General features: G+C 66.9%; 22 protein-coding genes and 1 tRNA gene. 14 read left to right on the top strand and 9 right to left on the bottom strand.

The genetic code is table 11. The features are described from left to right. Nucleotide 1: 1 nt before the first annotated feature. Entirely contained in the window at nucleotides 2–2,005 is a 2,004-nt protein-coding gene (locus EJO71_RS30730) for an acetoacetate--CoA ligase (protein WP_125952443.1), read from the bottom strand. A 100-nt stretch (nucleotides 2,006–2,105) separates the two neighbouring features. Between EJO71_RS30730 and EJO71_RS30725 the strand changes: the two genes are divergently transcribed. From EJO71_RS30725 to EJO71_RS30690, 9 genes are all read left to right on the top strand, one after another. After that, nucleotides 2,106–2,858: a TetR/AcrR family transcriptional regulator gene (locus EJO71_RS30725; RefSeq protein WP_125952442.1), complete on the top strand. Its 753-nt coding sequence runs from the start codon at nucleotides 2,106–2,108 to the stop codon at nucleotides 2,856–2,858. Continuing rightward, nucleotides 2,855–3,799, top strand: a complete 945-nt coding sequence (locus EJO71_RS30720; protein ID WP_125952441.1) for an ABC transporter substrate-binding protein — start codon at nucleotides 2,855–2,857, stop codon at nucleotides 3,797–3,799. Before EJO71_RS30725 ends, EJO71_RS30720 begins: the two co-directional genes overlap by 4 nt. After that, entirely contained in the window at nucleotides 3,796–4,653 is an 858-nt protein-coding gene (locus EJO71_RS30715) for an ABC transporter ATP-binding protein (protein ID WP_125952440.1), read from the top strand. Before EJO71_RS30720 ends, EJO71_RS30715 begins: the two co-directional genes overlap by 4 nt. Further along, on the top strand, nucleotides 4,646–5,416 hold the full coding sequence (locus tag EJO71_RS30710; RefSeq protein WP_125952439.1) for an ABC transporter permease subunit: 771 nt from the start codon (nucleotides 4,646–4,648) through the stop codon (nucleotides 5,414–5,416). Before EJO71_RS30715 ends, EJO71_RS30710 begins: the two co-directional genes overlap by 8 nt. Further along, complete coding sequence (locus EJO71_RS30705) at nucleotides 5,413–6,201, top strand: ABC transporter permease (protein WP_125952438.1); 789 nt, start codon at nucleotides 5,413–5,415, stop codon at nucleotides 6,199–6,201. Before EJO71_RS30710 ends, EJO71_RS30705 begins: the two co-directional genes overlap by 4 nt. 58 nt (nucleotides 6,202–6,259) lie before the next feature. Further along, complete coding sequence (locus EJO71_RS30700) at nucleotides 6,260–7,066, top strand: cyclase family protein (protein ID WP_125952437.1); 807 nt, start codon at nucleotides 6,260–6,262, stop codon at nucleotides 7,064–7,066. Nucleotides 7,067–7,079: 13 nt separating this feature from the next. Next, nucleotides 7,080–8,405, top strand: coding sequence for a fumarylacetoacetase (gene fahA / locus EJO71_RS30695; RefSeq protein WP_125952436.1), 1,326 nt, complete (start codon nucleotides 7,080–7,082; stop codon nucleotides 8,403–8,405). Nucleotides 8,406–8,500: 95 nt separating this feature from the next. After that, nucleotides 8,501–8,641, top strand: a complete 141-nt coding sequence (locus EJO71_RS34500) for a hypothetical protein (RefSeq protein WP_164546940.1) — start codon at nucleotides 8,501–8,503, stop codon at nucleotides 8,639–8,641. 105 nt (nucleotides 8,642–8,746) lie between these two features. After that, nucleotides 8,747–9,787 carry an RNA ligase (ATP) gene (locus tag EJO71_RS30690; RefSeq protein WP_125952435.1) on the top strand — a complete coding sequence of 347 codons (1,041 nt, stop codon included), beginning with the start codon at nucleotides 8,747–8,749 and terminating at the stop codon, nucleotides 9,785–9,787. Between the two features lie 52 nt (nucleotides 9,788–9,839). On the opposite strand, the gene EJO71_RS30685 is transcribed toward EJO71_RS30690, so the two are convergent. From EJO71_RS30685 to EJO71_RS30675, 3 genes are all read right to left on the bottom strand, one after another. Beyond that, a tRNA-Gly gene (locus tag EJO71_RS30685) sits at nucleotides 9,840–9,915 on the bottom strand. Nucleotides 9,916–9,990: 75 nt separating this feature from the next. Then, nucleotides 9,991–10,896, bottom strand: coding sequence for an NAD(P)/FAD-dependent oxidoreductase (locus tag EJO71_RS30680; RefSeq protein WP_125952434.1), 906 nt, complete (start codon nucleotides 10,894–10,896; stop codon nucleotides 9,991–9,993). Beyond that, nucleotides 10,886–11,347 carry an Rrf2 family transcriptional regulator gene (locus tag EJO71_RS30675; protein ID WP_093195704.1) on the bottom strand — a complete coding sequence of 154 codons (462 nt, stop codon included), beginning with the start codon at nucleotides 11,345–11,347 and terminating at the stop codon, nucleotides 10,886–10,888. Before EJO71_RS30675 ends, EJO71_RS30680 begins: the two co-directional genes overlap by 11 nt. A 682-nt stretch (nucleotides 11,348–12,029) precedes the next feature. Here EJO71_RS30675 and EJO71_RS30670 point away from each other — a divergent pair. The 4 genes from EJO71_RS30670 to EJO71_RS30655 all read left to right on the top strand — a co-directional run bounded on the left by EJO71_RS30670 (nucleotide 12,030) and on the right by EJO71_RS30655 (nucleotide 15,963). Further along, entirely contained in the window at nucleotides 12,030–12,944 is a 915-nt protein-coding gene (locus tag EJO71_RS30670) for a reverse transcriptase family protein (protein ID WP_125952433.1), read from the top strand. Between the two features lie 60 nt (nucleotides 12,945–13,004). Continuing rightward, nucleotides 13,005–14,177: a helix-turn-helix domain-containing protein gene (locus tag EJO71_RS30665; RefSeq protein WP_125952432.1), complete on the top strand. Its 1,173-nt coding sequence runs from the start codon at nucleotides 13,005–13,007 to the stop codon at nucleotides 14,175–14,177. 113 nt (nucleotides 14,178–14,290) lie between these two features. Then, complete coding sequence (locus EJO71_RS30660) at nucleotides 14,291–15,322, top strand: dienelactone hydrolase (RefSeq protein WP_125952431.1); 1,032 nt, start codon at nucleotides 14,291–14,293, stop codon at nucleotides 15,320–15,322. Between the two features lie 176 nt (nucleotides 15,323–15,498). Beyond that, nucleotides 15,499–15,963, top strand: coding sequence for an adhesin (locus EJO71_RS30655; protein ID WP_125952430.1), 465 nt, complete (start codon nucleotides 15,499–15,501; stop codon nucleotides 15,961–15,963). Nucleotides 15,964–16,033: 70 nt separating this feature from the next. Here the strand turns inward: EJO71_RS30655 and EJO71_RS30650 are convergent, their stop codons facing one another. The 5 genes from EJO71_RS30650 to EJO71_RS30630 form a co-directional block, all read right to left on the bottom strand. Next, nucleotides 16,034–16,477 (bottom strand): MaoC family dehydratase, encoded by a 444-nt coding sequence (locus EJO71_RS30650; protein WP_125952429.1) that lies wholly within the window; start codon nucleotides 16,475–16,477, stop codon nucleotides 16,034–16,036. A 10-nt stretch (nucleotides 16,478–16,487) separates the two neighbouring features. After that, nucleotides 16,488–17,780, bottom strand: a complete 1,293-nt coding sequence (boxA, locus tag EJO71_RS30645; RefSeq protein WP_125952428.1) for a benzoyl-CoA 2,3-epoxidase subunit BoxA — start codon at nucleotides 17,778–17,780, stop codon at nucleotides 16,488–16,490. A 49-nt stretch (nucleotides 17,781–17,829) separates the two neighbouring features. Continuing rightward, nucleotides 17,830–19,257: a benzoyl-CoA 2,3-epoxidase subunit BoxB gene (boxB, locus tag EJO71_RS30640; protein WP_093195708.1), complete on the bottom strand. Its 1,428-nt coding sequence runs from the start codon at nucleotides 19,255–19,257 to the stop codon at nucleotides 17,830–17,832. A gap of 136 nt (nucleotides 19,258–19,393) precedes the next feature. After that, nucleotides 19,394–21,070 carry a 2,3-epoxybenzoyl-CoA dihydrolase gene (boxC, locus tag EJO71_RS30635; protein ID WP_125952427.1) on the bottom strand — a complete coding sequence of 559 codons (1,677 nt, stop codon included), beginning with the start codon at nucleotides 21,068–21,070 and terminating at the stop codon, nucleotides 19,394–19,396. 259 nt (nucleotides 21,071–21,329) lie between these two features. After that, nucleotides 21,330–22,274, bottom strand: coding sequence for a helix-turn-helix transcriptional regulator (locus EJO71_RS30630; protein ID WP_125952426.1), 945 nt, complete (start codon nucleotides 22,272–22,274; stop codon nucleotides 21,330–21,332). Nucleotides 22,275–22,437: 163 nt separating this feature from the next. Here EJO71_RS30630 and EJO71_RS30625 point away from each other — a divergent pair, with 163 nt between their 5' ends. After that, the gene (locus tag EJO71_RS30625; protein WP_125952425.1) at nucleotides 22,438–22,932 is read left to right on the top strand and encodes a DUF4863 family protein; all 495 of its coding nucleotides are present in this window, start codon (nucleotides 22,438–22,440) and stop codon (nucleotides 22,930–22,932) included. Nucleotides 22,933–23,011: the final 79 nt, after the last annotated feature.

The raw sequence follows: 23,011 nt of genomic DNA, 5'->3' as shown, positions 1-23,011 counted from the left end.
ATTATGCGGAGGCGGCCTCCGCACGCCGTGCGGCAAAAGCCACGAACCAGTCAAGGCTTCCCGGATTGGCCATGGCTTCGCGGTTGACCACCTTCTCGATGGGCTGGCCCAGCAGCAGCTTCTTGATCGGCAGCTCCTGCTTCTTGCCAGACAGCGTGCGCGGGACCTCGGCCACCTGGAAGATGTCGTTGGGCACGAAGCGCGGCGAGAGCGATGTCTTGATGGCGTTGTTGATCTTCGCGCGCATGGCGTCGTCGAGCGTCGTGCCGGGGCGCAGCACCACGAACAGCGGCATGTAGCTTTCGCGGCCCAGGTATTCGAGGTCGACCACCATGGAGTCGAGCACTTCGGGCAGGCCCTCGACGGCGCTGTAGATCTCGCTGGTGCCCATGCGCAGGCCCTGGCGGTTGATGGTGGCGTCGCTGCGGCCGTAGATGATGCAGCCGCCGTCCTCGCCGATCCTGATCCAGTCGCCGTGGCGCCAGACGCCGGGGTAGGTGTCGAAGTAGCTCGACACGTAGCGCGCATTGCCCTCGTCGCCCCAGAAGTAGAGCGGCATCGAAGGAATGGCCCTGGTGCACACCAGTTCGCCCACTTCGCCGATGACCGGCTGGCCCTGCTCGTTCCACGCCTCGACCGCGTGGCCGAGCTCGCGGCACTGCATCTGCCCCGGCACTTCGGGCAGGTCGCGGTTGCCGCCGACGAAGGCGCCGCAGAAATCGGTGCCGCCGGAGATGTTGCACCACCACACATCTTTGGAGCCCGCGTCGAGGATCTGCTTCGAGCCCCAGCGCTGCACTTCCTCGGGCAGCGGCGAGCCGGTGCTGCCGAGCGCGCGCACGCGCGAGAGGTCGCCGCACTCCTTCGCGACAAGACCCGCCTTCATGCAGTTGGTGAAGTAGGCCGCGCCTGCACCAAAGAAAGTGACCCTGTGCCGCGCCACGAAGCGCCACAGCACGCTCCAGTCGGGCTTCTCCTTGCTGCCCGCCGGATTGCCGTCGTAGATGCAGATGGTGGCGCCGAAGGCCATGCCCGAGAGCTGCGAGTTCCACATCACCCAGCCCGTGGAGCTGTACCAGTGGTAGCGCTCGCCGTAGTTGTTGGCGCCGTAGCTCGCGCCCACGTCGTTGTGCAGCCCGCAGGCATGCATGGTGAGGATGATGCCGCCCTGCCCGTGCACGATGGGCTTGGGCAGGCCGGTGGTGCCGCTCGAATAGACGATCCAGATCGGGTGGTCGAAGGGCAGCCACTCGGGCTCGAAGGCCGCGACCTCTGCATCGTTGCGCGCCACGGCCTGCGTCCAGTCGACATCGTGCGGAACGGCGCCGGCGGCATAGCGCGACTTCACGAGCAGCAGCTTCTGCACGCTCGGCAGCTGGCCGCGCAGCTCCTGCAGCACGGCGCTGCGGTCGAGCGGCTTGCCGCCGTAGTGAACGCCGTCGACGGCGATCAGCACCTTGGGCGCGATCTGGCTGAAGCGGTCGGCCACGGCGGCCGTGCCCATGTCGGGCGCGCACACGCTCCAGATCGCGCCGATGCTGGAGCATGCGAGAAAGGCCACCATGGTCTCGGGCACGTTCGGCATGTAGGCCGCGACGCGGTCGCCGCGTTGCACGCCGAGCGACTTGAGCGTGAGCGCCACCGACGCGACCTGGCGGCGCATCTCGGGCCACGACATCTCGCGCACCTGGCCCAGCTCGTTGTCGCTCACGATGGCGGGCATGCCGGCCGCGTGCGCCGCATCGACGTGGCGCAGCACCTCGCGGGCGTAGTTGACCTGTGCGCCGGGAAACCAGCGAGCGCCGGGCATGCGCGACTCGGCGAGCACCGCCGTGTGCGGCGTGGGCGACTCGATGCGGGCGTAGTCCCAGATGCTCTGCCAAAAGGCATCGAGCTCGGTGACGGACCAGCGCCACAGGGCGTCGTAGCTGTCGAAGACAAGGCCGCGCGTCTCGCGCAGCCAGTCGCGGTAAAGGCGGATCTGGGGAATATTGGGAGCGGGCATGGCACGAGCGTAGCGCTGCGAACGACCGTGCTCAATGAGGGTTGACCTCAGGGTTTGTACGTGTGTTCAATGTTTTTGTACAAGCGTTCAATACGCCCCGATGAGCACCCGCACACCCACCGCAAGGCGCGGCACCTCGCGTGCCGCGACGCCAGCCCTCGCCGCAGTCGCCACCGAGACTGCGCGGCCCGACCGCAAGCAGGCGATCCTGCTGGCGGCCGAGAAGCTTTTTTCGCAGCATGGCTACCACGTGGTGACGATCCGCCAGATCGCCGAGGAGGCCGGCGTGCCGCTGGCGCTGGTGGGCTACTACTACGGCCAGAAGCACGAGCTCTTCCATGCGATCTTCGAGCACTGGTCGCACTCCATCGATGCGCGGCTCGCGGGCCTGGCCGCGGTGAACAACGACCCCGACGACCCGCGCACGCTGCAGCGGATCATCGAAGCCTTCACCGCGCCCGTGCTCGCGCTGCGCGCGAGTTCCGAGGGCGAGTACTACGCGCTGCTGGTGGCGCGCGAGCTGTACCACGCCACCGAGGAAGCCGACCGCGTGCTGCGCGCCTACTTCGACCCGCTGGCCGAGGCCTACATCGATGCGCTGCACATCGCGCTGCCGCACGCCACGCGCAGCCAGGCGGCCTGGGGCTACCAGTTCGCGCTGGGCGCGCTGCTGCACCACCTGAACGACAGCCGCATCGAACGCCTCACGCGCGGCGAGAACAGGCGCGCCGACCCGGCCGTGGCGCCGATGCTCGTGAACTTCATCGTCGGCGGCCTGCGCGCGGCGCTGCCGCGCCCGAAGACAGCCAGGCCCACGCAAAAGAAAACCACCCCCAGGAGACAGAAGACATGATGAAACGACGCACCCTGCTGTCGGCGCTCGCCGCTGCATCGGCCGCCGCCGCGCTGCCTTCGCGCGCCCAATCCACCACGAAGATCGTGTTCGGCTACACGGCCGTGACCGACTTCGCATCGGTGTTCGTGGCCGCCGAGGAGGGCTACTTCAAGAAGCGCAGCCTCGACGTCGAGCTCAAGTTCATCCCGCTGAACTCGACCATTCCGGCGGCGCTGCAGTCCGATTCGCTGCAGATCGGCGGCCCCACGCCCTCGGTGTTCCTGCAGGCGGTGGACGGCGGTCTCGACCTGGTGCTGGTGGCCGGCGGCGGCCTCACCTCTAAGACCATCACCGGCTTCGGCCTGGTGGCGCGCGCGGGCTCGGGCATCAAGAGCCCGCAGGACTGCGTGGGCAAGAAGATCGGCGTGCCGGGCCTGGGCGCCTTCCTGCACGTGACCTTCCGCGCCTGGCTGAAGGACAGCGGCGTGGACTACCGCAAGGTCAACTTCGTCGAGGCCGCGTTCCCGCAGCATGCCGACCTGCTGCGCGGCGGCTCGGTCGACGCGGTGGTGTCGGCCGACCCGTTCATGAGCCGCATCACCGAGAGCGGCGCGGGCTACGTGGCCTCTTACTACTCGACCTTCCTGCCCGAGAACAACCAGACCATCGTGCACGCGGCCAAGCGCGAGTGGGTGGCGAAGAACCCGGTGGCGGCGCGCGCCTTCCGCGAGGCGCTGGTGGAGGCCGCGTCGTTCATGCAGCAGCCGAAGAACGACGCGAAGGTGCGTGCATCGATCGGCAAGTACATCAAGCTGCCGCCGGACGTGCTGGCCAAGGTGCAGGTCTCGCCGCCCGGCCCCGTGGTGACGGAAAAGCAGCTCGCCTACTGGACCGGGCTGATGAAGGATCAGGAAATGCTCAAGACGAGCATCGACGTGGCGAAGCTGGTGGCGAAGTGATCGCTGCTCCCGCCCCCGTTACTGCGCGTGCCGCACTGTCGGCGAGCGCCTTTCATTCGCCAGCCAGCCCCACGATGCAAGCCACCCCTTTCCTGCGCTTCGACGGCGTGACCATCCGCCTCGGCGGGCGCGAGATCCTGTCGCCCACATCGTTCGACGTGGCGCGCGGCGAGTTCGTCTGCATCGTCGGCCCGAGCGGCTGCGGCAAGACCACGCTGCTTCGCGCGGCCAGCGGGCTCGTCACCGCGAGCGCGGGCGAGGTGCGGCGCAACGGCGCGAAGATGACCGAGCCATCGCGCGAAGTGGCCTTCGTGTTCCAGGACTACGGTCGCGCCCTGCTGCCCTGGCGCACGGTGGAGGGCAACGTGAGCCTCGCGCTGGAAGCGGCCGGCGTACCCGCCGCCGAGCGCGCGCCGCGCATCGCCGACGTGCTCGGCAAGGTCGGCCTCGCGAAGCACGCACACAAGTTTCCGGTGCAGCTGTCGGGCGGCATGCAGCAGCGCGCGCAGATCGCCCGCTGCCTTGCGCAGAAGCCCGAGCTGATGATGATGGACGAGCCCTTCGGCGCGCTGGACGCGCTCACGCGGCAGAGCCTGCAGGACGAGCTGGCACGGCTGGTGCGCGAGGACGGGCTCACCGTGCTGTTCGTGACGCACGACCTGGAAGAGGCCATCTACCTCGGCGACCGCGTGATCGCGCTGCAGGCCAACCCGGGCCCCGGGCGGCCGAGCCTCGCACGGATGATCGACGTGAAGATCCCCCGCCCACGCGATCAGCTCTCGACCAAGGAGCACCCGGAATACCTGCAGCTGCGCCGCGAGCTGTTCGCCTTCATCGAGCAGGGCCATGACTGAGAACCGCCTCTTCCGCTGGCTGCGGCCGTGGGTGTTTCCCGTCGTGCTGATCGGCGCCTTCGAGTGGTACGCGCGGCGCGCGGCCGCGCTGGGCAGCGATGCGCTCGCGCCGCCGAGCGCGGCGGCCAAGGCGTTTGTCGGCGCAGCCATGGACGGCTCGCTCTGGCAGGCCACCGGCTTCACGCTCGGCACGGCAGCGCTGGGCCTGCTGCTGGGTGCGGTGCTCGGCATCGCATTGGGCGTCGTGCTCGGGCTCTCGCGCCGAGCCGCGCAACTCGGGTCTGTCTCCATCGAGGTGCTGCGCCCCGTGCCTTCCGTCGCACTGATTCCGCTCGCCATGCTGGGCTTCGGCTTCGGCGTGCGCATGGAGCTGGCCATCGTCGCCTTCGCCACCTTCTGGCCGCTGCTGGTGCTGGTGCAGTCGGCGGTGCAGCAGGTCGAGCCCCGGCTGCTCGAAGTCAGCCGGGTGCTGGGGCTGTCGGCGCGCGAGCGTGCCTTCAAGATCGTGCTGCCCGCCATCGTGCCGCGCCTGTTCGTCGCGTTGCGCCTCGGCGTTGCCGTGGCGCTGGTGGTGGCCGTGACGGTGGAGATCGCGGCCAACCCCAACGGCATGGGCTACGCGATGATGATCGCGCAGCAGAGCTTCGACCCCGCGCTGATGCTCGCCTGGCTGGGCTGGATCGGCGTGGTGGGCTTCGCGGTCAACGCGGGCATGCTGATGCTGCAGCGCGCGGTGTCGCGGCGCATGGGAGTGCAGTCATGACCGGCAACAACGACCGCATCGGCCTGTACCGGCTCGGCTCGGCGGGCGTGCTGCTGGCGCTTGTCGCGCTGTGGTGGGTGGCGAGCAACGCGGGCTGGGTCAGCCGCGTGTTCCTGCCTACGCCGCAAGCCACTTTCGCGAGCCTGCTCGAAGGACTGAATCTTGCGGGAGGCAATGGCAATGGCGAGCTGATCGCCTTCACGCAAGCGACGGTGGGCCGCATGATCGAAGGCTGGCTGCTCGCATCGCTCTTCGGCGTGCTGCTGGGCGCGGCCATCGGCGTGTCGCCCCAGGTCCGGGCGTGGATCCAGCCGACGCTGGAATTCATCCGCCCCCTGCCCGCCTCGGCGCTGCTGCCGCTGGCCATCTCCATCTTCGGGCTGAACCCCGGCATGGTGCTTTTCGTGGTCGCGTTCGGCGCGATGTGGCCGGTGCTGCTGGCCACGGTGCACGGCTTCGCGGCCGTGGAGCCGCGCCTGTCGGAAGTGGCGCGCTGCCTGCAGATGTCGCGCGCGGCGTACATCTGGAAGATGGGCCTGCCCAACGCGATGCCCGACATCCTGGCCGGCATGCGGCTCGCGCTGACCATCGCGCTGATCGTCGCGGTGGTGGGCGAAATGATCGCCTCGCAAAGCGGCCTGGGCCAGGCCATCCTGCTGGCTGCGCGCGCCTTCCGCGCCAGCGACCTGTTCGCCGGCATCGTGCTGCTCGGGCTCATCGGCTTCGTGAGCAACGCGCTGCTGGCCCTTGCCGAGAAGCGCCTGCTGCGCTGGCAGCAGCCCTGATTCCTTCTTTTTCTCTTTCCTTCTCTTCCAACACGAACACCCCACAAGGAGCCCCGACATGCCACGCAAATTCGTCGACCTCTCGATCTTTCTGGAGAACGACGTGCTCTCCGACCCGCCGGCCTTCGCACCGAAGATCCAGTACTTCACGCACGAGCAGACCTACGAGCAGATCGAGCCCTTCTTCCCCGGTTTGAAGAAGGAAGACCTGCCCGACGGCGAGGGCTGGGCGGTGGAGCTGGTGCAGTTGTCGACGCACAACGGCACGCACCTCGATGCGCCCTATCACTTTCACTCGACCATGGACAAGGCGCTGGGCGAGAAGAAGCCCGCCATCGCCATCCATGACGTGCCGCTCGAATGGTGCTTCCAGCCGGGCGTGAAGCTCGACTTCCGCCACTTCGCCGACGGCTACGTGGTGACGGCCGACGATGTCGAGGCCGAGCTCAAACGCATAGGTCACACGCTGAGCCCGCTGGAGATCGTCGTGGTCAACACGCGCGCCGGCTCGCGCTACGGCCACCCCGACTATGTTTCCGCCGGCGCGGGCATGGGCTACGAGGCGACGATGTACCTGCTGGAGCGCGGCGTGCGCCTCACGGGCACCGACGCATGGAGCTGGGACGCGCCCTTCGTGCACACCGCGAAGAAGTACGGCGAGACGCACGATGCATCGCTGATCTGGGAAGGCCACAAGGCCGGCCGCGACATCGGCTACTGCCACATCGAGAAGCTGCACAACCTCGAAGCGCTGCCGCCCACGGGCTTCTACATCAGCTGCTTCCCGCACAAGATCCGCGGCGCGTCGGCCGGCTGGACGCGTGCGGTCGCGATCTTCGACGAAGCGTTGATGGCATCGGTGTGAGGTTCCGTTCATCATGAGCATCACACTCAACCACACGCACGACGTCCATGCGCGCAGCTGGGTCGAATCGGCCAACGCAACGGGCGCCGACTTCCCGATCCAGAACCTGCCGCATGCAGTGTTCCGTCGCGCCGGCAGCAGCGAGGCATTTCGCGGCGGAGTCGCCATCGGCGACCAGGTGCTTGACCTCGCGGCACTCGTCAGGCTGCAGCAGCTCGACGGCCTCGCGCTCGATGCGGCGAAGGCCGCCGCGCAGCCTGCGCTGAACGACTTCTTCGCGCTCGGCAACGCGGCGTGGAAAGCGTTGCGCCACGCACTCTTCGCCTTGCTGAAGAACGACGCACCCGTCGCCACCGTTCAAGCCGTGCGCGACTGCCTCGTGCCGCAGTCCGAAGCCGAATACACCGTGCCCGCGCGCATCGGGGACTACACCGACTTCTACACATCGATCGACCACGCGCTGAACATTACCCGCCTGATGAATCCCGATGGCGACGTGACGCCCAACTTCCGCTGGATCCCGATCGCGTACCACGGGCGCGTGTCGACCATCGGCGTGAGCGGCCAGCGCTTTCACCGGCCGATGGGACAGGCGATGGCACCGGGCGCGAAGGCACCGACCTATCAGGCCTGCGCGCGGCTCGACTACGAACTGGAGCTCGGCGTGTGGATCGGCACCGGCAACACGCAGGGCGAGCCCATTCCGCTCGAGCGCGCGGAGGAGCACATCTTCGGCATCTGCCTGCTGAACGACTGGTCGGCGCGCGATATCCAGTTCTGGGAGATGGCGCCGCTCGGCCCCTTCCTCGCGAAGAACTTCGCGACCACGATCTCTCCGTGGATCGTGACGATGGAGGCACTCGCGCCCTACCGGCAGGCATGGACGCGCCCGACCAGCGAGCCACAGCCGCTCGCATACCTGGAGCACGCGGCGAACCGCGAGAGCGGCGCGCTCGACATCCGGCTGGAGGTCTGGCTCGAAAGCGAGAAGGCACGCAAGGACAAGACCGGGCCGTCGCGCCTGTCGTCCACCAGCTTCAAGCACCAGTACTGGAGCGTCGCACAGATGGTCACGCACCACACGATGGGCGGCTGCAGCCTGAACCCCGGCGACCTGTTCGGCAGCGGCACGATTTCAGGCCCCGGCGAAGGCGAGGCCGGCGCGATCATCGAACTGACGCGCGCGGCGCAAAGCCCCGTGACACTGGCCAACGGCGAGCAGCGCGGTTTTCTGGAAGACGGCGACGCGGTGCTGCTGCGCGGCTGGTGCGAGAAGCCGGGACATGCGCGCATCGGGTTTGGAGAGAGCCGGGGGACCGTGTTGCCGGCGAGGGGTTGACGCCGGCGCAAACACTCTTTACAGTCCGGCTCCCTTCGCGGCATCGCTGCGAAGATCCCGGACAACACCATCCGCATTCATCCGAAAGCCACTCCGTGAGCACCGCACTGGTCATCGCCAAGAACGTCAGCAACGCGAACCCGACAACGGGTCACGCGTTCGCGTACGTCGCGGGCCATGCAATCGGCCAGCAACAAACGGGCAACCAGGCCTCACCGGGTGGAGTCGGCGCATAGCGCGCACCGCTTCAGAACTCTTTCTTTTCAAAGAGGCCCGGACACCGATTGGTTCCGGGCCTTTTTTCTTTTTGCGTCACCATCAACCACAGGGAGAAAACAACCATGCGCAAACTTGTCACCGTCCGCACCGTCGACGTCGTCCGCCCCATTGCCGGGGCCGATGCCATCGAATGCGCCGTCGTCGAAGGCTGGACCGTCGTCATCAAGAAGGGAGAGTTCGCCGTTGGCGACCGCTGCGTCTTCTTCGAGATCGACGCCTTCCTGCCGCTCGACGACCCGCGCTTCGCCTTCCTGGAGAAGGCTGCGATCACCTGGAACGAACAACGCGGCGTGCGGCTTCGCACGATGAAGCTGCGCGGCCAGATCTCGCAGGGGCTGATCCTGCCGCTGTCGCAGTTCTCGGAAATCGACGCGCTCGCGCTGGCCGATCCGATGCTGCGCCAGCGCGATTGGGCAGAGCTGCTGGGCATCGGCAAGTGGGAGCCCGTGATCCCGGCCTGCCTGTCGGGCGAGGTGGAGGGCCCGTTCCCGCTCTTCATCGCCAAGACCGACCAGGAGCGCATCCAGAACCTGCCGGAGGTGCTTGCTGCGAACGACGGACATGCGTTCGAGGTCACGGTCAAGCTCGACGGATCGAGCATGACCGCGTTTCACAACGCAGGTGCCGTGGGGGTGTGCGGGCGCAACTGGCAGCTGCGCGAAACCCCGGGCAACAGCCTGTGGCGCGTGGCGCGGGAAGACCGACTTCTGGAAGCGCTCTCGACGCTGGGCCGCAGCGTGGCGCTGCAGGGCGAGATCGTCGGCGAGGGCATCCAGGGCAATCCGGAGAAGCTGCGCGGGCAGCAGTTCCACGTCTTCGATGTATTCGACATCGACCGTGGCGACTACTGCGGCATGGACGAGCGCAACGCGATCATCGATGCGCTGCGCGTGCTGGGAGCAACGGTGCGTACCGTGCCGCTGCTCGAAGTGAGCGCGCTCGATCGCTTTGGTGGGTCGATGGCCGAGGTGCTGGCGTACGCCGAAGGGCCGTCGCTGAACCCGGGCACTTCGCGCGAGGGGGTCGTGTTCAAGCGGCTGGACGGCGGACTGTCGTTCAAGGCGATCTCGAACAGCTACCTGCTGAAGCACGCGGACCGCTGAGCAGGCGCCCAAATGAAAAAGGCCACCGATGAGGTGGCCTTTTTTTGCAATATGGAGCGGGAAAAGAGTCTCGAACTCTCGACCTCAACCTTGGCAAGGTTGCGCTCTACCAACTGAGCTATTCCCGCGTGAGCCTCAGATTATAGGGTGATCTGAGGCCGTTTTTCCGAATCCCGGAAAAAAGTTCTTCTTTGTCCATTTCTTCAGGCATCGAACACCATCGACCGGTGCATGGACACGCCGGCGAACAATCCGTCCGCCGACGCCAGCGTGGCATTGGAGAACATCATCGAGAGATCGCCCGCAGCGTAGACGCCGGGCACGGTCGTCATCTTCATCGCGTCGACGCGCAGCACCCGGCCGAACGGACCATCGTCGAAGGCGCAGCCGAGGCCTTCGGCCAGCGGGCTTGCCGGACGCGTATGCGGCGCCACGTAGAGCGCCTCGATGGGCACCAGCCTTCCGTCGTCGATGCGCACACCGGCCAGGTCCCGCCCCTCGCCTTCCAGGCCGGCGATTCGCCCCGGCTCGATGGTCACGCCGCGTGCCTGCAGCCTTGCGCGCGCTTCGGCATCGGGCCCCTCGCCGCCATTCAGGAAGACCGTGGTCGGTCCCCATTCGGCAATCAGCAGCGCATGGTCCGGCGGGTGCGCGCCATGGTGATAGAGCACGCCCAGCGGACGCCCGCTGAACTCGTAGCCATGGCAGTAGGGACAGTGCAGCACGCTCTCGCCCCAGCGTTCGCCGATGCCGGGAATGTCCGGCAGGCCGTCCTGCACGCCGAAGGCCAGGAGCAGCTTGCCGGCCGAGCGCTGCCCGCCGCTGTCAAGGGACACCGTGAATCCCCCTTCGCCGTCAGCACTCACGTCCACCGCACTGGCCTTGATGAACTCGACGCTGGGGTACGCGAGCAGCTTGTCGCGCGCGTCGGCGATCATCTTCAAGGGCGGCACGCCGTCCTGCCCGAAGAAGCCGTGCGACGCGGCGGCGAAGCGGTTGCGCGGCGCGCCCGCGTCGACGACGCAGACCTTTCTTCGTGCGCGGGCGAGCTGCATGGCAGCGGAGAGGCCGGCAAAGCTGCCGCCCACGATCAGAGCGTCATGACGCATGTTCGATGTCCTTCAATGTGAAGCCGCCGCCAGTCATGCGGCGATGGAAGTCCCTGGAAAGATCCGCCAGCGTGATGCTGTTGAAGCGCCGCAGCAGCAGCGCCTCGGCCTCGTCGCACACGCCGTCGAGCGCCGCGTTCACGGCCTGCTCGACGATGCAGCCGGGGCTCTCGGTGCGGTTGCCCATCGCCAGCAGCGCGGGCGCGCCGACGGCGTTGTGGATGTCGCCCAGCGTCACCGCCGACAAGGTGCAAGACAGCACCCAGCCGCCGCCGTGGCCCTTGGCCGAGCTCACGAAGCCCGACTGCCGCAGGCCCGCCATGAGACGGCGCACCACGACCGGATTGGTCTGCATCGCGATCGCGAGCGACTCGGAAGTGACGGGCGTCTTCATCTCGGCCATGTGCAGCAGCACGTGCAGGACGGCTGAAAGCTTGCTGTCTCGTTTCATGCAACATTATGAGTTGCATAATTATGAAGGCGTAGTCAGACGGGCACTGAACCCTTGAGAAAAGGTGGGTCTTTGGAGAACGGCAGGAGTCGCAAGCAACAGAGGAAAGCCCTCTTGTATGAGCTAACAGACAGATGTAGATTTCCTCTCGCTTGGGCTAAAGGGTGCACTCGTCAAGAGCGGGGCCACGGTGACGGGGCCCGTGGAAATCGAAAGATTTCTGGCATCTGCCGGGGCACGGAGTCTTTGCGAAGACCTTTATTTCTAGTGACGAAGTCGTCGCGATGACTGCTTGTCTTGGCAGCTTCGGCTTCAGGCGAGTTTGAAGCCGAAACTAGTGGTCCAGAGGTAAAACTGCTGGCGCTCTCCCACTTTCTCCAACTCGGACGAGAGGCCTCGCACGTCGCGAGGCCGGGTTGAAGAAGGAGTCATGACATGACTAAGAAGAAGCGTAGGCGCCCAAGTCGCCAGCGGGCATCGACAAAGCCGATGTTTAGCCAGATTGCACGGAGCGTAGTGTGGATCGCGAGGTTCATCGTCCTCCTTCTGGAAATCTGGGACAAGCTGAGGGATGTCCTCTGGTCCGCATATTCAGCGAATGGAGACCTCGGTGACGCCTGCTGCGTCGAAGTCAACTATGCATGAGTTCTGATCCGCGCCTGCCTTTTGACGTGAGGACCACTTGCCCGCTTCAAGACGCTATCCGATCAACGAGAGCCCGCTCTACAAGATTCGAAGCCGACGAACGCTGGCCGCAGTTCTTTTTTCCAGTCTGCCAAAGCTAGAGGCGTTGGCAAATCAAACGGACAACTATCGGCGTTTCGATGTGGTGTACGCCGGAAAAAAGAGATCAGTGGAACTTCCAAAGCCCGCATTGGCGCGGCTGCACAGGCGCATCTTCCAGATACTCGACTACATCGAGAAGCCCGACTATTTGCACTCGGGGTGCAAGCAGCGCTCTTACATTACGAACGCTCAAGTTCATGTTGGTTCGGTTCCCCTCGTCAAACTCGACATCAAGAAGTTCTACGCCTCGGTGTCATCCGCTCACGTATATCGGTTCTTTCATGGTGGTCTTCAATGCGGTCCCGACGTATCGGGCCTGTTGGCAAGACTCTGCACTGCGAACGGTCACCTCCCCATAGGAAGCAGCGCTAGTCAATTGTTGGCCTTCTTCTCGGCGAAGCCCATGTTTGATGAGTTACACCGGCACTCGATCAGACACGAAGTCAGGGACAGCTATTACGTCGACGATCTGACTTGGTCAGGCGTGAACGCAACTCCTCGCTTCCTCTGGGCGGCAAAGCAAATAGTTCACCGCCATGGGTTCAAATACCACGGTGATCGTGTCTACACGGCGAGTCAGCCCAAGGTTGTGACGGGAGTGCTGATCGCCGGGGACCGCATTGCTGTTCAGCCGAGGCGCGAGCTTGAACTATGGAACACGATCAATACTCTGAGCATGCTGGATCCAGCGGAAAGGCTGGAAACAATCAATAGCCTCATCGGCAAAGCGGCAGCGAATGCACAGATCGATGAGCGCTTCCTTGCACGAGTCCGGCAACTTCGGGCCTACAAGATAAAGATGCGGCTTTAGAAGCGGGCAAGAGGCCGAGCCACCTGTTATCGTCGGCCGCCGCCAAACGCACGCCACCCGATGACAGCGCTGCCACTTTCGTCAAGCCTGCTCGACGCCGCCCTGCGCGGCGTGCTGCTGGCCCTGCTGCTCGTGCTCGCCCTGATCCTCGGCCGCGACCGCCCGCGCCTGGCGGTCGCGCGCGCCGGCGTGCTGCTCGCGATGGGGCTTTGCGTCCAGGTCATCGGTTCCACGCCGATGTTCGAGGCGTCGGTGCGGCGCGCGTGGCAGTCGCCCTTCGTCGCTGTCTCGGTCGGCAATGCGGTGCTGTTCTGGGTGTTCGTGCAGGCGCTTTTCGACGACGACTTCAGGCTGCGGCCCGTGCACGTCGCTGCGTGGCTCGTGGTGGCCGCGGTGGCGGCGCTCAACTGCGCGGTGGTCGCGGGGAGTGCTTCAGTGCTTGCACCGGTCACGCTGGGCGTTCAGCGCGCCGTGCCGCTGGTCTTCGCGGTGTTGGCCGCGACGGCGGCGGCTTCGCAGTGGCGAGCAGACCTGGTGGAGGGGCGCCGCCGGCTGCGTGTGTTCATCGTCGTGACGGGCATCGGCTACAGCGTCGGGATGCTGGCCATGCGGCTCGCCTCGCCGCGCGGGCAGCTGTCGAGCCTCTCGGCCACCGCCGACGTGGCGATGCTGCTGCTGATCGTGGCGGTGGTGACTTGGCGGATGGTCCGGCTGGCAGGGTCGGAGCTCTTTCCTGTCATGCAGGCGCCCGTTGCGATTCCGGTCATGGCGCCGGAAGAAGAAGAAAGGGAAGCAGCCGAAGAACAGCCCGCCGCGGCGCCCGCACTTGCCAGGCCCGGGTCAGATCCCGCCCCGGAGCCCACGCTCAACCCCGACCCCGCCGAAGACCGCCTCGCCGAATCGCTGCAGCACGCCATGGCGGTCGAGCACGCCTACCGCAGCGAAGACCTGAGCATCGCCAGCCTCGCCGCCCGGCTGTCGGCGCCCGAGTACCGCCTGCGCCGGCTCATCAACCGGCGGCTGGGCCATCGCAATTTCAACGCCTTCGTCAACGGCTTCCGGCTGGCCGAAGCGACGGCTGCTCTGGCCGATTCCTCGAAACGCGAGCTTCCCGTGCTGACCATCGCACTGACCGCGGGCTTCCAGTCCATCGGCCCGTTCAACCGCGCATTCAAGGCCGCCACCGGCCTCACGCCCACCGAATTCCGCAAGAAAAAGCTGGCCGATTCCTGAAATCTCTGGCCGAAAGCCGCGCTTGCGGGTTTCGGCAAGACGCGGGCCGCATCGCCCGGCATCGTGCGGTCACCGTGGGCGTGGGCCCTCGATGACGACAAGGAGTTGGTTCGATGAGAAGACGTCTGTATTTCCTGTGCCTGCTGCTGGCGCTGTGGTCCGGTTGGGTTCACGCCTCGATGGGACTCGCGGAAATTCCCGCCGCGCCCGGCGACGGCCCGGTAACGGTGTTCTACCCGTCCGCCGACGCGGCCCAGCCCACCCGCCGCGGGCGCTTCACCTTCGACCTCGCCGTGCAGGGCACGCCGGTGCGTGGCAACGGCCGGCTGGTCATCGTCTCGCATGGCTCCGGTGGCGCACCGTGGGTGCACGCGGACATCGCGCGCAGCCTGGTCGGGGCCGGCTTCATCGTCGCCATGCCCGAGCACAAGGCCGACAACTACAAGGACGACAGCAATCCCGGCCCCGACAGCTGGTCGATGCGTCCGGCCGAGGTGTCGCGCGCCATCGACGCGGTAGGGCGCGACCCGCGATTCGCGCCGCTGCTGCAGCTCGACAAGGTCGGCATGTACGGCATGTCGGCGGGCGGCCACACGGCATTGAGCCTCGCGGGCGGGCGCTGGTCGCCGGCCGGGTTCATGCAGCATTGCGAGGCGAACCTGGTGGACGACTTCCAGTCCTGCGTCGGACTCATCACGCGACTGACCGGCGGCCCGCTCGACGGCATCAGGAAATGGGCCGCGCTGTTCGTCATCCGCCATCGCTTCGACGACGCCGCGCCGCGCGAACACACGGACCCGCGCATCGCCGCCATCGTGGCGGGCGCGCCCTCGTCGGCCGATTTCGACATGGCCTCGCTGGCCAATCCGCGCGTGCCGCTGGGCCTGATCACCGCGCGGCATGACCGATGGCTCATCCCGCGCTTCCACAGCGACCGCGTGCTGGCGGCCTGCCTGCCGCGCTGCGAGTTGATCGCGGACATGCCCACCGGTGGCCACGGCGCACTGCTCTCGCCCCCGCCTCCGGGCCTCACGGGGCTGGTCGGCGACATGCTCGACGACCCACCCGGCTTCGACCGCGCGGGCGTGCTGCCGGAAGTGAACCGCAAGACAACGGCGTTCTTCAGCGCGCATCTGCTGCCTTGAGCAGGTCGGGGCTAACGTCCGAGCCCCCGATTCCGCCGACAGCCGATTCCCACACGCACGGACGACTGTGGCGCACATGGCGACAGATCGCGGCCCGGCCATGGTTGCCCCCGAACCGATCGAACCCCGGTCGGTTCGTTGAAACCGTGACCATGCTACGAAAGGAACAGTCACCCATGAAGCAGCAAAAGCAACACAACCGCATCGTTCTCGGCGCCCTGCTCGCAGGCCTCCTGGCCATCGGCGGCGCAGCCCAGGCGCAAGGCGTCGGGGTCGGTGTCGGGGTCAATGCCGACGTGAATGCGTCGGGCTCGAGCACGGGCACACGCAGCGGCGCGAGCGCAGCGACCGGCGCCAATGCCGGGGCCGGCGCGAACACGAACGCCGGCGGTGCAACGGGCGCCGCGGGCAATGCAGTCGGCGGCGTGCTGGGTGGCGCGACTGGTGCCGTCAGCGGCGCCACGAACGCGGTCGGCGGAGCGACGAATGCCGTCGGCGGCGTGACCAACACCGTGGGCGGCACGCTCGACGGCGCGACCGGAGCGGTCGGCTCGGCCGGCGGCGCGGTGAAGGCGCCTGCCGTCGGTGCGAAGGCTCATGGCAAGGCCCAGGGCTCGGGCGCGGTCGACATCAAGAAGTAACGACGACTTCAGCCCGATGAGAAAGGCCCGCGGTGCCGGTGCGCCGCGGGCCTTTTCCTTGCTCGGTCGATCAGTCCGCCGGCTTGAGCTTGAACAGGCTCGTGACCTCGGTGTCGAGCACCATCAGTTCGCGCTGATTGAATAGCCGCCAGCGCCAGCGCAGGATGCCGAGCGTCGGGCGCTTCCCGGAACGGCGCACCTCGATCACGTCGGCCACCAGCCGCAACGCGTCACCTGGGCGCACGGGGTTGGGCCAGCGCACGTGCTCCAGGCCCGGCGATGCGAATGATTCGGAGCCGGCGAGCGCCGCCCTCACCACCAGTTTCATCGCGATGGAGCAGGTGTGCCAGCCGCTCGCGATGAGTCCGCCGAAAGGGCTTTCGGCTGCCGCTTCCGCATCGGTGTGGAACCACTGCGGGTCGTAGGCCCGCGCGAACTGCAGGAGCTCGGCTTCGGTGAGCACATAGGGCCCGGCCTCGATGACCTGGCCGGCGTGGAAGTCGGCGAACTTCATCCGCCGCAGCTTAGTACGTTTCGAGGTGCAGGCGGCCTTCGCGCTTCAGCGCGGCGCCCACCGTGTCCCAGTCGAGCCCCGCTTCCTTCGCCACGTCGCGCAGTGCGAGCACCACGCCCTCTTCCATGCTCTTCAGGCCGCACACGTAGAAGTGGCTGCTGCCGTCCTTCAGCAGCGCGGCCAGGTCGGCGGCGCGCTCGCGCATCAGGTCCTGCACATAGCGCTTGGGCTGCCCCGGCGTGCGCGAGAACGCGAGGTTGATGTCGATGAAGTCCTTGGGCAGCGACTGCAGCGGGCCGAAGTACGGCAGCTCCTGCTGCGTGCGCGCGCCGAAGAACAGCATCAGCTTGCCGCCCTCGAACTTGCCGCTCTTGCGCAGGCGGCGGCGCCATTCGGTCATGGCGCGCATCGGCGCGCTGCCGGTACCGGTGCAGATCATCACGATGTGCGAGCGGGGATGGTTCGGCATCAGGAACGAGGAACCGAAGGGCCCCACCACCTGCACCGTGTCGCCCACCTTCAGGTCGCACACGTAGTTGGAGCACACGCCACGCACCGGCTCGCCTTCGTGGTCCTCGGTCACGCGCTTCACGGTGAGCGAGACGTTGTTGTAGCCGGGCCGCTCGCCGTTGCGCGGGCTGGCCACCGAATACTGGCGCGCATGGTGGCGTTTGCCGATGGCGTCGACGCCCGGCGGCACGATGCCGATCGACTGGCCTTCGAGCACCGGGAACGGCACCACGCCGAAGTCGAGCACGATGTGGTGCGTCTCGCTGTCGAAGCCGGCCTCGGTGCAGTTGAAGTTGCCCACCACGGTGGCCGTGGTCGGCGTCTTTGGCGGAAAGAGGTTGGTGTAGGCGTGCGCGGCCGACCAGGGCGGCACGGTGGCACCGTACTGCGCGGAGTTGAAGGCCGGCTCGAGCGATTCGACCGCCGCCTGGGCCTGTGCCTGCGTCTGCGCGGGCACGGCGGCTTCGGGGTCGCCCGCCACATCCGCCGAAACGCCGGCCGCCTCGAGCTCCTCGGGCGACAGCTCCGCAGGCAGCGACTCCCACGTGAACTGCTCCTCGATCGAATACGCGCGCACCAGAGGCATGGTGCGCCAGTTGTCGATCGAGCCCGTCGGGCACGGCGAGATGCAGGCCATGCAACCGTTGCAGATGTCGGCCCGCACGACGTAGTTGTTGTCGTCGTGCGTGATCGCATTGACGGGGCAGGTGGCCTCGCAGGTGTTGCAGCGGATGCAGATCTCGGGGTCGATCAGGTGCTGCTTGATGACCCCGGCTTCAACGGCCATGTCCATGTTGTTCTCCATCCCCTCGCCGTGGGGACGAGGGATTCAATTCACGCGTTCAGCCGAAGCGCACGTACTCGAAATCGACCGGCTGGCGATTGATGCCCATCACCGGCGGCGAGATCCAGCCCGCGAACTTGCCCGGCTCCACCACGCGGCCCATCAACGATGCCACGAAAGCGAAGTCTTCGGCACTGGGCAACCACTCGTCGCGCTTGGCGGCCCATTCCATGTCGTTCACCACGCGGCCTTCCGGCGACATCTTGATGCCGGCGAGCGCACCGATCTGGCGGTTGAAAGCCTTGTGCGGCACGACCAGGCGGGTCGGGATGCCGGCTTTCTCCAGCACCTTGTTCCAGCGGCCCACGCCGGCCACCGAGTCCTTGATGAAGTCGTCGCGCAGCACTTCGTTGAGCGCGTTGAGCATCGGCACGTCCTTCTCGACGAGCTGGCCGTCCTTCACCTCGAGCACCTTGTAGGTCTGGCCCTTGAGCACGTGGTCGTCGGTGCGCTTGCCTTCTTCGTAGCGACCCTTCAGGCCCGAGCTGTAGAAGATGGCCGCGTTGCTCGACTGGTCAGCGCCGAACAGGTCGATGGTCACGCTGTAGTGGAAGTTCAGGTAGCGCTGGATGGTGCCCAGGTCGATGCAGCCGGCCGCACGCACCTTCTGCGGGTCGTCGGTCTTCAGCTCGTTCATGACCTGCGCGGTGCGCGCGATGACGCGCGACACGCCGCTCTCGCCCACGAACATGTGGTGGGCCTCTTCGGTCAGCATGAACTTCGTGGTGCGCGCCAGCGGATCGAAGGCGCTCTCGGCCAGCGCCGACAGCTGGAACTTGCCGTCGCGGTCGGTGAAGTACGTGAACATGAAGAACGCGAGCCAGTCGGGCGTGCGCTCGTTGAAGGCGCCCAGGATCCGCGGGTTGTTCTCGTCGCCGGAGGTGCGCTGCAAGAGCGCCTCGGCTTCCTCGCGGCCGTCGCGGCCGAAGTGCTTGTGCAGCAGGTAGACCATGGCCCACAGGTGACGGCCCTCCTCCACGTTGATCTGGAACAGGTTGCGCAGGTCGTACATGCTGGGCGCGGTCAGGCCCAGGTGGCGCTGCTGCTCGACCGAAGCGGGCTCGGTGTCGCCCTGCGTCACGATGATGCGGCGCAGGTTGGCGCGGTGCTCGCCGGGCACGTCCTGCCAAGCCTTCTCGCCCTTATGGTCGCCGAAGTGGATCTCGCGGTTGGCGTCGCCCGGGTTCAGAAAGATGCCCCAGCGGTAGTCGCGCATCTTCACGTGGCCGAACTGGGCCCAGCCCTGCGGGTCGACGCTCACGGCCGTGCGCAGGTACACCTCGTGGTTGGTCGAGCCCTCGGGGCCCACGTCATCCCACCAGTTGATGAAGTTGGGCTGCCAGCCTTCGAGCGCGCGCTGCAGCGTGCGGTCTTCGCCGAGGTTGACGTTGTTGGGGATCTTCTCGCTGTAGTTGATCGTGCTCATGGCGAAACCTTTGTCGAATGGTTGCTGGAGAGATGTCTGTTCAAGGAACGCTGCGGAACCGGCTTTGCCGGGCCGCTAGCGTTGCCCCCTGGAAGGGGGTTGGCGAAGCGACACGAAGTGCGCGAAGCCCTGGGGGTCATACCCGATTCATGTCGAAGCCGGCTTTCTGGCCGGTGCCGTAGACCTTCAATGCCCCCTTCTCGCCGACGGCGTTCGGGCGGTTGAAGATCCAGTTCTGCCAGGCGGTGAGCCGGCCGAAGATGCGCGTGGCCATGTTCTCCTTGCTCGCGAAGCGCAGGTTGGCTTCGAGGCCGGTGAGCGCATCGGGCGACATGGCGGCGCGCTCCTCGATGACGATGCGGATCTCGTCGTCCCAGTCGATGTCGTCGGGCGCGGCGGTGACGAGGCCGAGCTTCAGCGCCTCGTCGGCATCGAGCGCCTTGCCGGCGGCGGCGCGCGCAGCTTCGAGCGGCGCGGCCTCTTCATAGAAGCGGCGCTGCAGGCGGCTCTGGTCGTTCACCATCGGGAAGAAGCCGAAGTTGAATTCGTTCAGCACGAGCTTCGGCGCGCGGTCGGCGTCGTCGGGCAGCGCGAGCATGTACGTGCGGTCGGCGGCGAAGGCCAGCTCGGCGAGCGTGCCGGCGAAGCACGAGCCGGCTTCCACCAGCGCGAACAGGCTGCGCGAGGAAACATCGAGGCGCGCCAGCGTGCGGCGCAGCGCGCCGATGGTCTCGCGCACCAGCCAGTGGTCATTGTTGGCGAGCATCACCGCGTCCGACGCGAGCACGGCGGCGGCGTCGCCTTCGGTCTTGAGCAGCCAGGTGCCGATGTCGAGCTCGTTGGTGCGCAGGTTGAGGATCGCGTCGTCGAGCTCGCGGCACACCGCGAGCGGCCACCAGGCGGTGCCGGCGGCTTCGATGGCGGCCACGTCGGCCGGTTGCGCGCCGGTGGGCGACTTGACGGTGATCGTGGCGGTTCGCTTGCTGCGGTCGATCTGCACATTGACGTGCGAGTAGGCAATGCCGTCGGCGCTGTCGGTGCGCTCGAGGCGGGTCAGCGCCACGCCTTTGCCGCTGGCCGGGCGATCGCTGCCGGAGGCGAGCTGCGAAGCACGCTCCTGCACGGCCGCTGCGAACTGCGCGGGCTTGGCCACTGCGTCGACCAGGCGCCAGTCGACCGCGCGCTGGCCGCGAACGCCTTCGACGCTGGTGCAGAAGATGTCTGCAAGGTCATGGCGCACGTGGCGCTTGTCGGTCACGCGGGTCAGGCCGCCGGTGCCGGGCAGCACGCCCAGCAGCGGCACTTCGGGCAGCGACACGGCCGAGGAGCGGTCGTCCACCAGCAGGATCTCGTCGCAGGCCAGCGCCAGTTCGTAGCCACCGCCCGCGCAGGCGCCGTTCACGGCCGCGAGGAACTTCAGGCCCGAGTGCTTCGACGAGTCTTCGATGCCGTTGCGCGTCTCATTGGTGAACTTGCAGAAGTTGACCTTCCAGGCGTGGCTGGACACACCCAGCATGAAGATGTTGGCGCCCGAACAGAAGATGCGGTCCTTGCCGCTGGTGACGATCACGCTGCGCACCTCGGGATGCTCGAAGCGCACGCGGTTGAGCGCGTCGTTCAGCTCGATGTCCACGCCCAGGTCGTAGCTGTTGAGCTTGAGCTTGTAGCCGGGGCGGATGCCGCCGTCTTCCGCGATGTCGAGCACGAGGCGCGCGATGGCGCCGTCGAAGCTCAGCGACCAGTGGCGGTACTGGCCGGGTTCGGTGCGGTAGTCGACGCGCGGGGGCGCCTGGAGCGTGGTGGTGTCGGTCATGCGGAAGTCTCCTGTGGGGCAGTGTTCGGAAACCGTGAACAGGAAAGATAGTGCACTTTCTTGCTCCGATGACATGCATCATGCTGCATGCAAACAGGCAAGTCAATGCCTGCTGCACTTTTTTTCAGATTTCAGCCCGATTCAGGCTTCCAGGGACTTTTCCAGGAACACCGCGGATCCGGCTTTGCCGGGCCGCTGGTGTTGCCCCCCGTAAGGGGGTTGGCGCAGCGACACGAAGTGCGCGAAGCCTGGGGGTGAGCTAAGCGAGCCCCATGGACTGCCGGGCGACCGCCCGGAGTGCCTGGAAGCTCTGCGACAGCGTCTTGCCGCTGGTGTCCACCGACAGGTCGGCCTTCGAATAGAAGGCGGCCCGGCCGTTCAGGATGCGGCGCAGGTCTTCCATCGCTTCCTTGCTGGCGGCCATCGGGCGGGTGTCGCCCTGGGCGGCCACGCGGCCCATGTGCTCCTCGGGCGCGGCCTGCAGCCACACGGTGGTGCAGTGCGCGAGCAACTCGTTGAAAGTGGCCGGGTCGGAGACGATGCCGCCGGGCGTGGCGATGACGACCTCGCTGTAGATCTGCACCGCCTCTTCCAGCGCGCGGCGCTCGTAGCGGCGGTAGGCGTTGGTGCCGTACAGGTCGTGGATCTCGCGCACACTGCAGCCCGCGAGCTTCTCGATCTCGCGGCTGAGTTCGATGAATGGAATCTCCAGGTCCTCGGCCAGCATCTGGCCCAGCGTGGACTTGCCCGCGCCGCGCAGGCCCACGAGCGCGATGCGCCGGTGCCGGGCCGGGTCGACGGAGGCGGTGCCCAGCAGCTCGCCGATCGCCACGCGCACGCGGCGCAGGTCGGCTTCGCTGCGGTTTTCCAGCAGTTCGCGGATCAGCAGCCACTCGGGCGAGCTCGTCGTGACGTCGCCCACCAGCTCGGCCAGCGAGCAGTGCAGCGCGCCGGCCACCTGCTGCAGCACCAGGATCGACGCGTTTCCGATGCCGTATTCGAGATTGGCCAGGTGGCGCTCCGACACGTCGGCGGCGATGGCCACCGCCTTGCGCGTGAGGCCGCGCTGCGCGCGCAGGTTGCGCACGCGGTCGCCCAGCGCCGCGAGCAGCGGATTCTTCGCCTCCCCGGCGGGCGCAGCACCGTTGCCGCCATTGCCGCCTTCCAGCGCGGCGGCCAGCGCCGCGTCTACATGCTCATTCATGCAATTCCTCGTTCTTCGCCGGGATTGTGCTCGCTCAGGGTAAACACCATAGATGCACTATATTGCTTGACACTCATTGTCTCGATGCTTATTGTTCGGCCACACGCAAGATACTGCACGCGCAGTGATCCTGCAAGGTAGTTCCAAAGTTCGAGGCCCCACGATGTCCGACAGCAGCAGCACTCCCGCCACCGGCAAGGAAGCATTTCACCAGCTGATCGCCGGCCTGACCGCCGAGATCGCCGGCAAGCCGCTCGACGGCTCGCTCGACCAGTGGCTCAACGCCAAGCACGGCGCCGGCAGCGCCAGCTTCGAACAGCTGCGCCAGGCCTGCATCGGCGGCGTCGCCGAAGGCTGGCTCTGCGAGCGCGAAGGCGGCGGCATCAAGTACGGCCGCGTCTTCAAGGCCGAGGACGCGCTGCACCGCTTCTCGGTCGACGTGGTCGACATGCAGGACATCGCCGGCCCGCACCACACGCATCCCAACGGCGAGATCGACCTGATCATGCCGCTCGACGGCGCAGTCGCCACCTTCGACGGACGGCCCGCGGGCTGGTGCGTCTACGGGCCCGGTACCGCGCATCGCCCGACCGTGGCCAGTGGCCGCGCGCTCGTCCTGTATCTCTTGCCCGAAGGGCAGATCAAGTTCACCGTATGAAGCACTCCCCCAGGCTTGCCCACTTCGTGTGGCCGCCAACCCCCTCGCCGGGGGCAACACCAGCGGCCCGGCAAAGCCG

It is taken from the genome of Variovorax sp. 679, assembly GCF_003952185.1.
GTDB lineage: Bacteria > Pseudomonadota > Gammaproteobacteria > Burkholderiales > Burkholderiaceae_C > Variovorax.
The sequence above is the reverse complement of the archived record's forward strand: the minus strand, read 5'-3'. Positions and strand labels throughout refer to the sequence as shown.

What these genes read in the sequence shown, in the direction of transcription:
- EJO71_RS30625 (WP_125952425.1), top strand. Translation starts at nt 22,438, where the DNA reads ATGTCCGACAGCAGCAGCACTCCCGCCACCGGCAAGGAAGCATTTCAC.
- boxA (WP_125952428.1), bottom strand. Translation starts at nt 17,780, where the DNA reads ATGGACATGGCCGTTGAAGCCGGGGTCATCAAGCAGCACCTGATCGAC.
- boxC (WP_125952427.1), bottom strand. Translation starts at nt 21,070, where the DNA reads ATGACCGACACCACCACGCTCCAGGCGCCCCCGCGCGTCGACTACCGC.
- EJO71_RS30710 (WP_125952439.1), top strand. Translation starts at nt 4,646, where the DNA reads ATGACTGAGAACCGCCTCTTCCGCTGGCTGCGGCCGTGGGTGTTTCCC.
- EJO71_RS30705 (WP_125952438.1), top strand. Translation starts at nt 5,413, where the DNA reads ATGACCGGCAACAACGACCGCATCGGCCTGTACCGGCTCGGCTCGGCG.
- EJO71_RS30730 (WP_125952443.1), bottom strand. Translation starts at nt 2,005, where the DNA reads ATGCCCGCTCCCAATATTCCCCAGATCCGCCTTTACCGCGACTGGCTG.
- EJO71_RS30700 (WP_125952437.1), top strand. Translation starts at nt 6,260, where the DNA reads ATGCCACGCAAATTCGTCGACCTCTCGATCTTTCTGGAGAACGACGTG.
- EJO71_RS30720 (WP_125952441.1), top strand. Translation starts at nt 2,855, where the DNA reads ATGATGAAACGACGCACCCTGCTGTCGGCGCTCGCCGCTGCATCGGCC.
- EJO71_RS30675 (WP_093195704.1), bottom strand. Translation starts at nt 11,347, where the DNA reads ATGAAACGAGACAGCAAGCTTTCAGCCGTCCTGCACGTGCTGCTGCAC.
- boxB (WP_093195708.1), bottom strand. Translation starts at nt 19,257, where the DNA reads ATGAGCACGATCAACTACAGCGAGAAGATCCCCAACAACGTCAACCTC.
- fahA (WP_125952436.1), top strand. Translation starts at nt 7,080, where the DNA reads ATGAGCATCACACTCAACCACACGCACGACGTCCATGCGCGCAGCTGG.
- EJO71_RS30690 (WP_125952435.1), top strand. Translation starts at nt 8,747, where the DNA reads ATGCGCAAACTTGTCACCGTCCGCACCGTCGACGTCGTCCGCCCCATT.
- EJO71_RS30725 (WP_125952442.1), top strand. Translation starts at nt 2,106, where the DNA reads ATGAGCACCCGCACACCCACCGCAAGGCGCGGCACCTCGCGTGCCGCG.
- EJO71_RS30630 (WP_125952426.1), bottom strand. Translation starts at nt 22,274, where the DNA reads ATGAATGAGCATGTAGACGCGGCGCTGGCCGCCGCGCTGGAAGGCGGC.
- EJO71_RS30650 (WP_125952429.1), bottom strand. Translation starts at nt 16,477, where the DNA reads ATGAAGTTCGCCGACTTCCACGCCGGCCAGGTCATCGAGGCCGGGCCC.
- EJO71_RS30680 (WP_125952434.1), bottom strand. Translation starts at nt 10,896, where the DNA reads ATGCGTCATGACGCTCTGATCGTGGGCGGCAGCTTTGCCGGCCTCTCC.
- EJO71_RS30665 (WP_125952432.1), top strand. Translation starts at nt 13,005, where the DNA reads ATGACAGCGCTGCCACTTTCGTCAAGCCTGCTCGACGCCGCCCTGCGC.
- EJO71_RS30660 (WP_125952431.1), top strand. Translation starts at nt 14,291, where the DNA reads ATGAGAAGACGTCTGTATTTCCTGTGCCTGCTGCTGGCGCTGTGGTCC.
- EJO71_RS30655 (WP_125952430.1), top strand. Translation starts at nt 15,499, where the DNA reads ATGAAGCAGCAAAAGCAACACAACCGCATCGTTCTCGGCGCCCTGCTC.